This window comes from Variovorax sp. 160MFSha2.1, from assembly GCF_048305075.1.
Taxonomy (GTDB): Bacteria; Pseudomonadota; Gammaproteobacteria; order Burkholderiales; family Burkholderiaceae_C; genus Variovorax; species Variovorax guangxiensis.
This window is the reverse complement of sequence record NZ_CP157624.1, coordinates 2128318-2141533: the sequence shown is the minus strand read 5'-3', so window position 1 is coordinate 2141533 and position 13216 is coordinate 2128318. Positions and strand designations below refer to the sequence as shown.

At 66.0% G+C, this 13216-nt stretch carries 13 protein-coding genes; 2 read left to right on the top strand and 11 right to left on the bottom strand.

Annotated features, from left to right (window positions below; translation table 11 throughout):
• Positions 1–120: 120 nt before the first annotated feature.
• Positions 121–1203 (bottom strand): hypothetical protein, encoded by a 1083-nt coding sequence (locus ABL838_RS09465; RefSeq protein ID WP_184635880.1) that lies wholly within the window; start codon positions 1201–1203, stop codon positions 121–123.
• Positions 1204–1511: 308 nt separating this feature from the next.
• Here ABL838_RS09465 and xth point away from each other — a divergent pair, with 308 nt between their 5' ends.
• On the top strand, positions 1512–2297 hold the full coding sequence (gene xth, locus ABL838_RS09460) for an exodeoxyribonuclease III (protein WP_418125139.1): 786 nt from the start codon (positions 1512–1514) through the stop codon (positions 2295–2297).
• Positions 2298–2300: 3 nt separating this feature from the next.
• Positions 2301–2816 carry a hypothetical protein gene (locus ABL838_RS09455; protein WP_184635877.1) on the top strand — a complete coding sequence of 172 codons (516 nt, stop codon included), beginning with the start codon at positions 2301–2303 and terminating at the stop codon, positions 2814–2816.
• 45 nt (positions 2817–2861) lie between these two features.
• On the opposite strand, the gene ntrC is transcribed toward ABL838_RS09455, so the two are convergent.
• The 10 genes from ntrC to ABL838_RS09405 form a co-directional block, all read right to left on the bottom strand.
• Positions 2862–4415, bottom strand: coding sequence for a nitrogen regulation protein NR(I) (gene ntrC, locus ABL838_RS09450; RefSeq protein WP_418125138.1), 1554 nt, complete (start codon positions 4413–4415; stop codon positions 2862–2864).
• A gap of 27 nt (positions 4416–4442) precedes the next feature.
• Entirely contained in the window at positions 4443–5522 is a 1080-nt protein-coding gene (gene glnL, locus ABL838_RS09445) for a nitrogen regulation protein NR(II) (protein WP_126024536.1), read from the bottom strand.
• Positions 5523–5528: 6 nt separating this feature from the next.
• Positions 5529–6044 carry a hypothetical protein gene (locus ABL838_RS09440; protein ID WP_184635873.1) on the bottom strand — a complete coding sequence of 172 codons (516 nt, stop codon included), beginning with the start codon at positions 6042–6044 and terminating at the stop codon, positions 5529–5531.
• Between the two features lie 164 nt (positions 6045–6208).
• Positions 6209–7624 carry a type I glutamate--ammonia ligase gene (glnA, locus tag ABL838_RS09435; protein ID WP_126024534.1) on the bottom strand — a complete coding sequence of 472 codons (1416 nt, stop codon included), beginning with the start codon at positions 7622–7624 and terminating at the stop codon, positions 6209–6211.
• Positions 7625–7770: 146 nt separating this feature from the next.
• Positions 7771–8571 (bottom strand): competence/damage-inducible protein A, encoded by an 801-nt coding sequence (locus ABL838_RS09430; protein ID WP_418125137.1) that lies wholly within the window; start codon positions 8569–8571, stop codon positions 7771–7773.
• Entirely contained in the window at positions 8568–9455 is an 888-nt protein-coding gene (locus ABL838_RS09425) for an EI24 domain-containing protein (protein ID WP_126024532.1), read from the bottom strand. Before ABL838_RS09425 ends, ABL838_RS09430 begins: the two co-directional genes overlap by 4 nt.
• Positions 9456–9505: 50 nt before the next feature.
• Positions 9506–10480, bottom strand: coding sequence for a sterol desaturase family protein (locus ABL838_RS09420; protein ID WP_184635868.1), 975 nt, complete (start codon positions 10478–10480; stop codon positions 9506–9508).
• A 27-nt stretch (positions 10481–10507) separates the two neighbouring features.
• Positions 10508–11329, bottom strand: coding sequence for a polysaccharide deacetylase family protein (locus tag ABL838_RS09415; protein ID WP_418125136.1), 822 nt, complete (start codon positions 11327–11329; stop codon positions 10508–10510).
• Positions 11313–12317 carry a YncE family protein gene (locus tag ABL838_RS09410; RefSeq protein WP_418125135.1) on the bottom strand — a complete coding sequence of 335 codons (1005 nt, stop codon included), beginning with the start codon at positions 12315–12317 and terminating at the stop codon, positions 11313–11315. Before ABL838_RS09410 ends, ABL838_RS09415 begins: the two co-directional genes overlap by 17 nt.
• Positions 12318–12429: 112 nt before the next feature.
• On the bottom strand, positions 12430–13179 hold the full coding sequence (locus ABL838_RS09405) for a pseudouridine synthase (RefSeq protein ID WP_418125134.1): 750 nt from the start codon (positions 13177–13179) through the stop codon (positions 12430–12432).
• Between the last annotated feature and the right edge of the window lie 37 nt (positions 13180–13216).

Here is a 13216-nt window from a genome sequence, read left to right as displayed (position 1 = left end):
CTTGCTTTCGACTGTCAGGGATCATGCGGCCGTGAGTCGCTGCTGGCATACGAATGGATCTGCCCGACTCCGCTGCCTAGCACGAGCCCGTCGAACCCCGTATCCGGAAGGCGCCCCGCCTCACAGGGAGGCCGGAGCAGGCCGCATCCCGTAGAAGTTGATACTGGCCAAAGGCTTCCTGGCGGCATCCTCGAAGACCATCCACAGGGACATCGAGCGCTTGCAAACATCCGCGGCGGTGGCCTGGGTGACGTGAACGTGGGCCGAGCCGGCCCTGTAGTCGAGCATCCTGCAAGGCGTCTGGCCGGGCTGGGCGACATCGGTGGCCACGAAGTCGAAAACGAGGTCGTTCTTCAATGTGCCGGCATCGCGATGCCGGAAGCTGCCGGAGAACGCGCACATGCCAAGGCCGTAAGCCATCATCGGCGAGATCGCGCCGGTGAACGAGCCATCCGGCGCCACGACGAGCTCGCCCGCAGTTGCCGCGTTCAGATCGCCCCAGCGCTTGGCAAGCACCGTCGAATCCACGGCGAGCGAATTGCCGGGCGAATAGGCCCAGGGGCCGAAAGTCCTGGAGGCGGAAGCTCCGACGGTGTAGTTGCCGCTCAGGGTGCTGTTGGCGCTGAAGCTTCCGTTGCCCGACAGAGGCTTCGGGTTGCCTATCTCCGGATAGAGCACTCCTGAGCCGAGGTTGAACTGCCAGCTCGAGTTGGCGGCGCTGAAAACGATGTCGCCGTAGAACGACGCATCGAGCCTGGGGAACTGCGCTCCGCTCAAGGTCATGAGTTCAAAGGTTGAGCCTTGCACCCTGGCAGCGCTGTCGATCTGCATGCTTCCGCCACTGAAGCCTCCGGCGAGCGGTGGCGCCTCCCAGACACCCTCGATCCCGTTGCCCACATCCGCGATCGAACCGGGCTGCGGTGCCGTCAGGCACTCGCCCGGATCGGATACAGGAAGCGTCTCGGATTTGGATGACGGTGCGGTATCGGATGCCATTGCCGGCTTGTCGCCGGACGACGCGGCCAGAGACAGGGCGAGTCCGCCGCCACCGCTGCCGCCTCCGCCCCCGCAGCCTTGAAGCACGCCCAGAACAAGTACGGATGCCGACGCCGCGACAATCCGGCTTTTCGTTCGTGACCGCTCCTTGCAGCCACCATTCGAAGCGGTCATCGCGACCGATGCGTGCAAAACGTTTCTCTTCACGACGTGCCCTCCTGAGACCAAGGATTTGAGTCTTCGAAGTCTCTCTGTGAGGGGCGCAAAGATCCCAGTGCAGAAAGTCATCGGCATTTTGTTTGCGCTGGAACGACGTGGAGCCGTCAGCCCGGAAGCCAGAACACGCTCACGACGACAACGCCGATGCCGTCCGGTGCTTTTTGCTACCAGCTTCGCCCGGGGCTTTTGCTAAGCTGGCTGGGTCGGTGTACCCGCGGCCCAGGGGCAGCGGTTCAAAAAACGGGTATGCCAAAGGGTACGAACCGCCAAATGCACTCAATAACTTAGCGAATTTCATGAAAATAGCCACCTGGAACGTCAACTCCCTCACCGCGCGCCTGCAGCACGTGCTCGACTGGCTCATCGCCAACCCTGTCGACGTGCTGTGCCTGCAGGAGCTGAAGATGACGGACGACAAATTCCCGCTCGACGTGCTCAAGTCGGCCGGCTACGAGGCCGCGGTGTTCGGCCAGAAGACCTACAACGGCGTTGCCATCCTCAGCCTCGCGCCGGTGGGCGACGTGGTGAAGAACATCACCGGCTTCAGCGACGACCAGTCGCGCGTGATCGCGGCCACGGTGGAGACAGCGTCGGGTCCGCTGCGCGTGGTCAACGGTTACTTCGTCAACGGCCAGGCGCCGGGTACGGACAAGTTCGAATACAAGATAAAGTGGCTCGACGCGCTGCGCGACGCGCTGCGGCAGGAACTGGCGGCCAACCCGAACCTCGTGCTGCTGGGTGACTTCAACATCACGCCCGAAGACCGCGACAGCTTCGACCCCGTGGGCCTGAAGGAAACCATCCACCACACGACCGAAGAACGCAACCACTTCAAGGCGCTGCTCGATCTCGGCCTGAAGGACAGCTTCCGCATGTTCGAGCAGCCCGAGAAAAGCTACTCGTGGTGGGACTACCGCATGCTGGGCTACCAGAAGAACCGCGGCCTGCGCATCGACCACATCCTGGTGAGCGAGCCGCTGGTGCCGCGCGTGAAGGGCTGCATCATCGACCGCGTGCCGCGCAAGTGGGAAAAACCGAGCGACCATGCCCCGGTGGTGCTCGACCTGGACCTGGGGGCCTAGGCCATGGCCGCGCGCAAACTGGCGGTGGCCGCCGTCGCGCTGATGCTCTCGGCCTGTTCGCTGCTGAAGCCGGCCGACAAGGCGGAGGAAGGCGACAACAAGGGCACCCCGCCCTCTTCCACCGGCGAGACCACGACCGACGGCCGCGAGGTGCCGACCGTGCGGCTCATCACCGCGCAGACGCCCGCGGTGCGCGCCTACCGCAAGATCGGCGCGCGACACATCTACAACAAGTATGCGAGCCGCATCTACAAGGGCAAGCTGCCGCCGCTGGTGTATGCGGTGGTAGTGGTCGAGACCGACATCGACGCGACGGGCAAGGTGGTGAACGTCACCTTCAGCCGAACGCCGAGCCATGCGCCGGAGGTGGCGCCGATGATCGCGGAGATGATCAAGGCCGCCTCTCCCCTGCCCAACCCGGGCAAGCTCGGAGGCCACACCTACGTGGACACCTGGCTCTGGGACCGCAGCGACAAGTTCCAGATCGATTCGCTGACGCAGGGGCAGCGCAGCCGCTGAAAGAGCGAAGCGGAAGAAGGAAAAAAGGCCCTGAAGGGGCCTTTTTCATTCGATGCCGAGTTCCTGGATCTTCCGGGTGATGGTGTTGCGCCCGATGCCCAGTTTCTGCGCGGCCTCGATGCGCCGGCCGCGCGTGTTGGCCAGCGCGGTGAGGATCAGCCTCGACTCGAATCGGCGCGAAAGCACGTCCCATACGTCGGTGCGGCCGGCAGCCAGCAGGGCCTGCGCCTCGGCTTCCAGGCCGCCTTCCCAGCTGCTGGTGGTGCTCGCTGCTGGAGCATGAGTCTCGGCGTGTTCGGAGACGGCATGCGCGGAGGACACCGCCTCGCCGCTGGTCACCGGCAGTGAGGGCGCAGGCTGTGCCGCCACGGGCGTCGATGCGACGAACGGCGCGTCGGCCACGGCATGCGCTTCGGCACCGGTGCCGCCCGCCATCATCACTTCGGGCGGCAGGTCCTTCGCCTCGATCAGCTGGGCCGGTGCCATCACCGTCAGCCAGTGGCAGATGTTTTCCAGCTGGCGCACGTTGCCCGGGAAATTGAATGCCGCGAGCTTCGCCAATGCAGCATCAGAGATGCGCTTGGGCTCCACGCCGAGCTGGCGCGCGCTCACCTGCAGGAAGTGGCGCGTGAGCGCGGGCACGTCCTCGCCGCGTTCGCGCAACGCCGGCAGGCGCAGGCGGATCACGTTGAGGCGGTGGAACAAGTCTTCGCGGAAGCCGCCGAGCTTGACGCGCTGCTCCAGGTCCTGGTGGGTCGCCGCGATGACGCGCACGTTGGCCTTCACCGAGTTGTGGCCGCCCACGCGGTAGAAATGGCCATCGCTCAGCACGCGCAGCAGGCGCGTCTGCAGGTCGAAGGGCATGTCGCCGATTTCGTCGAGGAAGAGCGTACCGCCCTCGGCCTGCTCGAAGCGGCCGCGGCGCATGGTCTGCGCGCCGGTGAAGGCGCCGCGCTCGTGGCCGAAGAGTTCGCTCTCCAGCAGGTCCTTGGGGATGGCGGCGGTGTTGATGGCCACGAACGGGCCGTTGGCGCGCGGCGAGTGCTTGTGCAGCGCGCGCGCCACCAGCTCCTTGCCCGAGCCCGATTCGCCGGTGATGAGCACCGTGACGTTGCTCTGCGAAAGACGCCCGATGGCGCGGAACACGTCCTGCATGGCGGGCGCCTGGCCGAGCATCTCTGGCGCGGCGACCATGCGCTCCTCGGCCACTTCCTCGCGCTGGCTTTCGTCGACCGCACGGCGGATGAGCTCGACCGCGCGCGGCAGGTCGAAGGGCTTGGGCAGGTATTCGAAGGCGCCGCCCTGGAAGGCCGAGACGGCGCTGTCGAGGTCGGAGAACGCCGTCATGATGATGACGGGCAGGCCCGGGTGCAGGGCCTTGATCTTGTCGAGCAGGTCGAGCCCGGAACCGCCGGGCATGCGGATGTCGCTCACCAGGACCTGGGGCGCGAGCTGGTCATCGTCGGCGGCCTGCTCGAGTGCCGCCAGAACCTCGCGCGTGTTGGTGAAGCTGCGCGTGGGCAGGTCTTCGCGCAGCAGAGCCTTCTCGAGCACGAAGCGAATCGATTGGTCGTCATCAACTATCCAGATCGGCTTCATGCATCTCCTCTGTTGCCGGTGGCTGCGCTAGGGCAGCGGTATCAATATCTTGAAATCGGTTCGGCCCGGGACGCTGTCGCACTCGATCACGCCGTGATGCTGTTGCACAAAAGTCTGCGCGAGCGTCAATCCCAGCCCGGTCCCGCCTTCCCTGCCCGATACGAGCGGATAGAAGATGCGGTCCTTGATCGTGTCCGGCACACCCGGTCCATTGTCGATTACATGCAATTCCAGTGCCAGTCGATACCACTGCTTGTTGAAGATCACCTGGCGGGCCACCCGCGTCTTGAAAGTGATCTGCGCGTCACCGGCCGCGCGGCGCTCCGCCAGCGCCTGCGCCGCGTTGTGCGCGATGTTCAGCGTGGCCTGGATGAGCTGCTCGCGATCGCCGCGGAACTCGGGAATGGAAACGTCGAAATCGCGCTCGATGTGCAGGTCGCGCGGAAACTCCGCGAGGATGACCGAGCGCACCCGCTCGCAGACTTCGTGGATGTTGACGTCGCCCACCACGTGCGGGCGGCGGTGCGGCGCTAATAGCCGGTCGACCAGCGTCTGCAGCCGGTCGGCCTCGTGGATGATGACCTGGGTGTATTCGACGAGGTCGCGCGATTCGACCTCCATCTGCAGCAGCTGCGCGGCGCCGCGAATGCCGCCCAGCGGGTTCTTGATCTCGTGCGCAAGGTTGCGGATGAGCTCCTTGTTCGCCTGCGCCTGGTCGATGAGCCGCTCCTCGCGGTCCTGCCGCACCTGCTGCTCCAGCGGCGACATTTCGATGATGAGCTCGCCCTTCTTCTCGCCGTGCGCGAGCGAAACCTGCACCGGCATCAGCTCGTGGTTCACGCGGCGCAGGAAGGCTTCGTAGCGCAGCGTGGCGAAGTCGTTGCTGCTCGCGCCGTCGATGGCCGTGCGCAGCACCTGCGGCTCGTGGAAGCACGCGCCGAACTGGGAGCCTTCGAGCGTGCGGCGCGATGTGCCGAGCGCGTCCTCGAGCCCCGCGTTGGCGAACAGTACCGAGCCCTTGCTGTCGACCACCGCGATCAGCGTGGACAGCAGGTCGAAGGACTGGAAGCGCGAATTGGCGCCGGCCGCCTTCTTCCCGAACACCATGGCGTCTTACTGAGGCTGCTTGGCGGGCAGCCGGGCGATCTCGCGGCGGATGCCGGCGATGTCGCTCTCGTTGCGCGCCAGCTCGGCCTTCATCTCGGCGACGCGGTCCAGATATTTCTGGTAGTTGCGGCCTTCGCTGCCCTGCTTCTCGGGCTCGCCGTTGTTGTATTCCTTCTGCAGCTCGGCCTGCCGCGCCTCGGCCTTCTTGAGCTCGGCCTCGAGCACCGCGCGCGCCTCGCCGTCACGGGCACGCTGGTCGACGCCTTCCACGCGGGGGCTGCCGGCCGGTGAACGCGCCGCCGAGGAGCCACCGCCCGAAGAGGAAGATGCGGAACCGCCGCCCGAAGCCCTCGTGCCCTGCACCACCGTGACGTTGCCGCCTTCCATCACCTTGCAGCCCTTCTGCTGCGCGATGGTGGAGTTGTTCGTGTATTCGTTGCCGCAGCGCCAGACGCGCTCCTGCGAAAGCGCCGGCAACGCGACCAATGAACCAGCCAGGAAAATGAGGGAAGCAGTCTTCATGTGTATCGGTGGAGAGCGGCGACAAAGGCGCATTTTCGTGCAATTCGACGGCAAAAGTGACCAGATGTTCCGCCCAAAAGAAAAAGGACGGCCGAGCCGTCCTTCATGACCCATCAGGCCTGCACCTCCCGTGAGGAAGGCGCATGCAGTCTGGGGGGAACCGATTACAGGGAGTAGTACATGTCGAACTCGACCGGATGGGTCGCCATGCGGAAGCGCGTGACTTCCTGCATCTTCAGGTCGATGTACGCGTCGATGTAGGCATCGGTGAACACGCCGCCCTTGGTCAGGAACGCACGGTCCTTGTCCAGGTTTTCCAGGGCTTGGTCGAGGCTGTGGCAGACGGTCGGGATCAGCGCGTCTTCTTCCGGCGGCAGGTGGTACAGGTCTTTGCTGGCGGCTTCGCCCGGATGGATCTTGTTTTCCACGCCGTCGAGGCCTGCCATCAGCAGGGCCGCGAAACCGAGGTACGGGTTCATCAGCGGATCGGGGAAGCGCGCTTCGACACGGCGGCCCTTCGGGTTGGCCACGAACGGAATGCGGATCGATGCCGAGCGGTTCTTGGCCGAGTAGGCCAGCTTCACCGGAGCCTCGAAGCCGGGGACCAGGCGCTTGTAGCTGTTGGTGCCGGGGTTCGTGATGGCGTTCAGGGCACGGGCGTGCTTGATGATGCCGCCGATGTAGTGCAGGGCGAAGTCCGAGAGGCCTGCATAGCCGTCGCCGGCGAACAGGTTCTTGCCGTCCTTCCAGACCGACTGGTGCACGTGCATGCCGGAGCCGTTGTCGCCGACGACGGGCTTGGGCATGAAGGTGGCGGTCTTGCCGTAGGCGTGGGCCACGTTGTGGATCACGTACTTCTGCAGCTGGACCCAGTCGGCGCGCTGCACCAGCGTGCTGAACTTGGTGCCGATCTCGAGCTGGCCGGCGTTGGCCACTTCATGGTGATGCACTTCGACCGGGATGCCCAGCGATTCGAGCACCAGGCACATTTCCGAGCGCATGTCCTGGAAGCTGTCGACCGGGGGAACCGGGAAGTAGCCGCCCTTGACCGCGGGACGGTGGCCGCTGTTGCCGTGCTCGAACTCCTTGTCGGTGTTCCACGAGGCTTCTTCGGACTCGATCTTCACGAAGCAGCCCGACATGTCGTTCTTCCAGCGCACGCCGTCGAAGACGAAGAATTCGGGTTCCGGACCGAAGTAGGCGGTGTCGCCCAGGCCCGATGCCTTCATGTACGCCTCAGCGCGCTTGGCAAGCGAGCGCGGATCGCGTTCGTAGGCCTTGCCGTCGGCGGGGTCGATCACGTCGCAGGTCAGGATCATCGTCGTCTCTTCGAAGAACGGATCGATGTTGGCGGTGTTCGGGTCGGGCATGAGCTGCATGTCCGAAGCTTCGATCCCCTTCCAGCCGGCGATGGACGAGCCGTCGAATGCGTGGCCCGAGGTGAATTTGTCTTCGTCGAAAGCCGAGACCGGCACGGTCACGTGCTGCTCTTTGCCGCGGGTGTCGGTGAAGCGGAAGTCGACGAACTTGACCTCGTTTTCCTTGACGAGCTTGAGTACATCGGCGACGGTCTTTGCCATCAGTTTCTCCTGAGTTGGATGGTGGTTAGGAATACAGGGACGTGGGATGCAGTTTCTGTGCCATTGTCGCCTCGCCGGATGAGGCTTCGATGGCCGCCATGGAACCCAAATGAAGGCGGAAATTCACTATTTTGGTGCATTAATTTTTATCGCACCAATTCGGGGCCGAGCTTGGCGTCAAAAGTGTGCAGGCCTTCGATGAGCTGGGCATAGGCGGCGTCGAGCCGGCCCGCGTCGCCCTTGACGCCCAGTTCGATGTGGCGGCCGTAGGTCGGGTGGTCGACGCTGGGCAGGCTGAACACCTTGACGCCGGCGTGGGCGGCCTCGATGGCTTCCATGAGGGGGGTCAGCGTGGCCTCCATGGCACCGAAAACGATCACGGACTTCTCGGCAACCGCGTTGCTGGCGAACAGGCTGGCGTAACGCCCGTCGAGCACCGATTCGATCATCGGCCAGGCCATGACGGGAAAGCCCGGCACGAAGTGCACGTCGCCCACGCTGAAGCCCGGAATTTTGTTGTACGGGTTGTATATGAGCGTGGCGCCCTGCGGAAACACGCCCATGTTGAGCCGGTGCACGTTGTCGGCCCGGTCGGGCTCGTAGGGCACGCCCTGCTCGCGCGCGGTGTCCTGCATGCGCTCGCGGATCAGCAGCTCGGCCTCGGGGTGCAGCGCCAGCGGCACGCCCAGCGCCCTGGCCGCGCACTGGCGGGTGTGGTCGTCGGGCGTGGCGCCGATGCCGCCGGTCGAGAAGACGACGTCGCCCGAGGCGAAGGCGCGCTGCAGCGCCGCCGTGATGCGGGCGGGCTCGTCGCCCACGTATTCGGCCCAGCCCAACTGCAGGCCGCGGGCGGCGAGCAGCTCGATGACCTTGGACATGTGCTTGTCGGCACGCTTGCCGGAGAGGATCTCGTCGCCGACGACGATGAGACCGAATGCGCGAGTCATGGAGAACCCCATTGGGAAAGAGCGGCCTTGCTGGCTTCATCGGCCTCGATGGCGGGCGTGCCGCCGGCCGCGGATGCTTCCGCCGCCGCGCGCCGGGCGCGCAGCTGCGCGAGCGCGTCGAGGCAGTAGTGGGCGAACCAGAGCGCCGAGAAGGCGAAAACCAGTGTGTAGATCCAGATGGCGATCGGCACAAGCACGAAGAAGGCGGCGGCGAACAGCAGGCCCGACGCCCAGACGATGCTGGGCGCGGCGCCCAGGTAGCCGCACAGCACGCCGATGCACAAGAGCGGCACCCGGTGCGCTCGGATGAGCGCGGCGCGCTCCTCGGGGCTGGCATGCTCGGCCAGTGCGTCGAAGCTCATCACGCGGTAGGTGAGCCAGCCCCAGATCAGCGGCGGCAATATCAGCACCAGCGGAGGAATGAGCCACAGCGGCATCGACACCACCAGCGCGATCACCGCCAGCACGGTGGCGGCCAGCGAGCGCGCCACGCTGCCGAGGAAGGAAGCGCCCTTCTTCTGCTCCAGCCCCGGAAAACGCCGTTCGCCGACCAGCTTCGTCAACGCGGGAGCCATGAAACCGGCCACGATCAGCAGGCAGACCACCACGATCACCGGCGTGGCGGCGAACACCACGACCAGCGATGCCAGCACGGAAGTGACGTCGCCGGAGAAGAGGCGGCCGAGCCACGACCAGAAGCTCGACAGCAGCGGCCAGGCGTCGAGCGCGCCGCGCGTCCAGACCACGGCCGCGTCCCAGTAGAAGTAGCCCAGCGCCGCGGCCAGCACGATCATGAGCCCCAGCGGCAGCAGCGACAGCACGATCACACGCGGCAGCATGCAATAGGCGACCGCGCGCCAGAAGGAGTCGAGGAGCAGGCGCATGAGGCAGCGAGGATAACGCCTCGGGCACGCGGTTCAGGGCCCGGAGCCCCTCAACCGCGACCGACCATTCGCTTCAGTCCCAGCCATTGCTGCGCCCAGAAGCCGCGGCCGTAGTCGCGCACGCGGCCGTCGGCACGGGGCTCCACCTGGTCGCGGATGCCCGTCGGGTCGTAGCGGTTATCGAAGTTGGCGGTGCGAAAGAGCATGTCCCACCAAGGCAGCAGCACGCCGAAGTTGTGGCCGCCGAGGGTGGTGGGGCCGTTCGATTCGTGGCCCAGCCCGATGCTGTGGTGCAGCCGGTGGAAGCGCGGGCTGATCCACAGCCGCTCGCCGATGGCGCCGAAGCTCAGCCGCAGGTTGGCGTGCTGCAGGCTCTCGCTGAGCTGGGTGAAGGCGACGAAGGCGATGAACTGCCCCGGCGCCACGCCGATGAGCTGCGCGACGATGACGATCAGCGCGTCGTGGATGATGTCGTCGAGCAGGTGATTGCGGTCGTCGCTCCACATCGTCATCTGGCGTTGCGAGTGGTGCAGCGAATGCAGCCCCCACCACCAGTTGAACTGGTGCTGGCCCCGGTGGATCCAGTAGCCCACGAAATCGAGCACCACGAGGTAGATGGCGAAGGCAACCCAGGGAATGTCGGTGACGCCCGGCCACACCTCGTCGAGGTGGAAAGTGCCCCACCCCGCCGTGCGCAGCACGCCCATGGCGTCGTCGAAGAAGGGCTGCAGCGTGAAGAACATCGCCAGCCGGAACAGCCCCAGCCGGTGGATCAGCGTGTAGAGCACGTCGATGCGGATCGCGTGGCGGTCGACCACCGGCTCCGCCGAACGCCAGCGCTGCAGCGGCCCGATGATGGCCAGCAGCACCAGGATCTGGATCATGCCCACCAGCAGCCAGCCGGTGGCGTCGAAGGCGTCCTCGGTCCAGCCGCCCAGCCCCACGGCGTAGACCAGCGGCTGCACGGCGGTTTCGAAGAACCAGCCCTGCATGGCGGAAAAGGCGTCTGTCAGCCAGTCGATCACGGTCAGGAAAACTCGTCGTTCAGTCGTTCAGGGATGGGAGGCGATCCAGGCCTTGAAGTCCGGATGCTGGCGCAACGTGCGGAAGCAGAAACCCTTGGCCTTCAGGCCGACGATCAGCGGCTCGAGGTTGGCCGGCGCCCACGGGTCCTTGCGCGACCAGATGCCCAGGTGCGCCAGCAGGATGTCGCCGGGGCGGATGGTGTCCAGCGCCTGCGTGAGCAGCTTCGCGTTGCTGAATTTCTCGCTCGGCAGCTCGTCGCCGAGAAAGCCGGCGGGCGCCCAGCCCACGTACTTGTAGCCGCAGCCTTCGGCCGCAGCCAGCAGCGCGGGCGAGGTCTTGCCGCCCGGAGCGCGGTACAGCGGCAGTGGCTTCTTTCCGGTGACCGCCGCCAGCCGGTCGGAAGCCTTTTTTATGTTGGCGCAGTACTCGGCCGCGCTCCAGGTCGATTCCTTGCCGTTCTGCGGGCCGGCCGAGGGCTTGATGCGGAAGGACGGCGGCGAACCCTTCACGTCGGCGCGCCAATAGGCGTGGTCGTACGTGTGGGAGCCGAATTCGTTGCCCTCGGCCGCCCTCGCCTTCCACCACGGCGCCCAGTGGTCGTCGAGGCTGTCGCCGTCGGTCTGAGTGCGCTCGGCGGCGGCGAAGAAGGTGACGCGAACGTCCTGCCGCTTGAGCACGTCGGCCACCAGAGGCGCGATGCCCATGTGGCCGGTGTCGAAGGTCAGGTAGACGGGCTTTTCGCAGGCGGGGGGCTCCTGCGCCGCCCAGGCGCCGGGAGACGGCACCGCCGCCAGCGCGACCATGGAAGCCGCGACGGCCAGGCCGGCGCGCCTAGATGCGCCTGGCATGGTCCAGCGTCCACACGCCGTGAGGCGAACGGCCGACGTTGACCTGGCGCACGACCTTGTTGCTGGCCAGGTCGACCACGCTCAGCTTCTTGGCCCAGCGCGACGTCACGTAGAGCGTCTTGCCGTCGGCCGACACGTCCATGCAGTCGGGACCGCCGGGCACCGGGTAGGTGGCGACCACCTTCAGCGTCGCCAGGTCGATGCGGCTGATGCTGTTGGCCACGCGGTTGCTCACGAACACGGTCTTGCCGTCGCCGGCCGAGCGGAAGGCGTGGGCGCCCTTGCCGGTGGGGATCTTGCCGACCAGTTTCGGCTCGGCGCCGGCCACGTCGAACACCTGCACGCCGTCGCTGCCGGTGAGGCCCACGAGCAGGGTCTTGTCGTTGTGCACGCCGAAGATGTCGGCCGGCATGGCGCCGGTGGCGGTGCGCCACTTGATGGTCTGGGTGGGCAGGTCGACGGCGATCATCTCGTCGCTGTCCTGCATCGTCACGTAGGCGATGGTGCTGGTGTTGTCGATCCAGATGTGGCTGGGCGTCTTGCCGCTGGCGATGCGCTTGGCCAGCTTCAGGTCCTTGCCGTCCCAGCGGTAGACGTCGACGTGGTTCAGGCGGTTGCCCGCCGTGACGAACCACTTCATGTCGCGCGAGAACTGCAGCTGGTACGGATCGATGATGCCGTAGACCACGCGCTGCACTTCCGCCGTGCGGGGGTTCAGGAAGGTCAGCGAGTCGCCCGCCGAATTGGCCACGATGACCGACTTCTCGTCTGGCGTCATGTAGATGTGGTGCGGCTCCTTGCCGGTGGGAATGCGCTGCTTTTCCGTCCAGTCGACGGGATTGATCACGCTCACGTTCGCGTCCAGCGAGTTGAGCACGAAGATCGGAGGGGGTTCTGGCGCTGCGGCGGCGGTATGGGCCGCGAAGGCCGTCATGCAGGCAAGCAGGAAAGCCGCGAGGCGGCCATTCGGTCGGGCTGGGAGTCGCAAGGGAATGTTCCGGGAGAGAGTTCGGAATGTTAACGGCCGGCCCTTAAGACTGGCTGACCGGGACCGTGCCCTTTTCCCCCGTTTCTCAGCGTTTTCCTTGCGTTTTTCCCTTCTATTTCAACGCCTTGGCGGGTTTGGCCGGCGCACGCAGGCCCGCCACCTCTTCGGCGGTCAGCCAACGCCACTGCCCGGGCGCGAGTTCGGCAGGCAGCGCCAGCTCGCCGATGCGCGAGCGGTGCAGCCCCTCCACCCGGTTGCCGACCGCGGCCAGCATGCGCTTGACCTGGTGGTACTTGCCCTCGGTGAGGGTGAGCCGCAGGTGCAGCGGGCCGTCGGATTCGCAGGCGGCGGCGCGTACCGGCTTCGGATCGTCGTCGAGCACCACGCCGGCCAGCAGTTTCGCAATCTGCGCCTCGTCCACCGGGTGCTTGGCCGTCACCTCGTAGACCTTGGGCACGTGGTGCTTGGGCGAGCCCATCTTGTGGATGAACTGGCCGTCGTCGGTCAGAAGCAGCAGGCCGGTGGTGTCCTGGTCGAGCCGGCCGATGGCCTGCACACCCTGCACCGCGCCCTTGTTGGGCCGCAGCCGCAGCGGTGACGGCAGCAGCGTGTAGATGCTCGGATAGGTCGAGGGCTTCTGCGAGCACTCGGTGCCGGCGGGCTTGTGCAGCATCAGGTAGGCCTTCTCGTGGTACTCCCACGGGGTGCCCTGGACGATGTAGTGGAGTCCTTCGGGTTCCAGGTCGGCGAACGGGTCGTCCACCACTTCGCCGCCGATGCTCACGTGGCCTTGCTGGACCAGCCCCGCGCACACGCGGCGCGTGCCGAAGCCCTGGGTGTAGAGGATGTCTTGCAGATGCATGGGAAAAGAAAAAAGCGGCCGCGCCACCAGGGCACGA